Annotated in this window: 1 protein-coding gene; it reads left to right on the top strand. The window is 50.0% G+C overall.

Annotation, left to right across the window (positions count from 1 at the left end):
• Nucleotides 1–34: 34 nt before the first annotated feature.
• The coding region (locus tag HMPREF2785_RS12090) for a hypothetical protein (protein ID WP_210386096.1) at nucleotides 35–216 on the top strand (182 nt) is incomplete at its 3' end.

Here is a 216-nt window from a genome sequence, read left to right as displayed (position 1 = left end):
CACCCTGACGGGGCAAAAACAAGGGGTTGGCAACATGCATCATGCACTCACAAATGAAGCACACCACACAGATGATCAGGCAATCAATGGTTCACCCGACCACCACCGGCACACACCAAACAAGGCATGCACACCATGGCACACAACACCAAGCACACAACAACAAAAAATGCATTGGCACACTATCGAGTTCTCAAACAACACCAGCACACCCAA

Origin of the sequence: Corynebacterium sp. HMSC067D03 (assembly GCF_001811185.1) — a bacterium.
GTDB lineage: Bacteria > Actinomycetota > Actinomycetes > Mycobacteriales > Mycobacteriaceae > Corynebacterium > Corynebacterium coyleae.
This window is presented reverse-complemented; position numbering and strand designations above follow the sequence as displayed.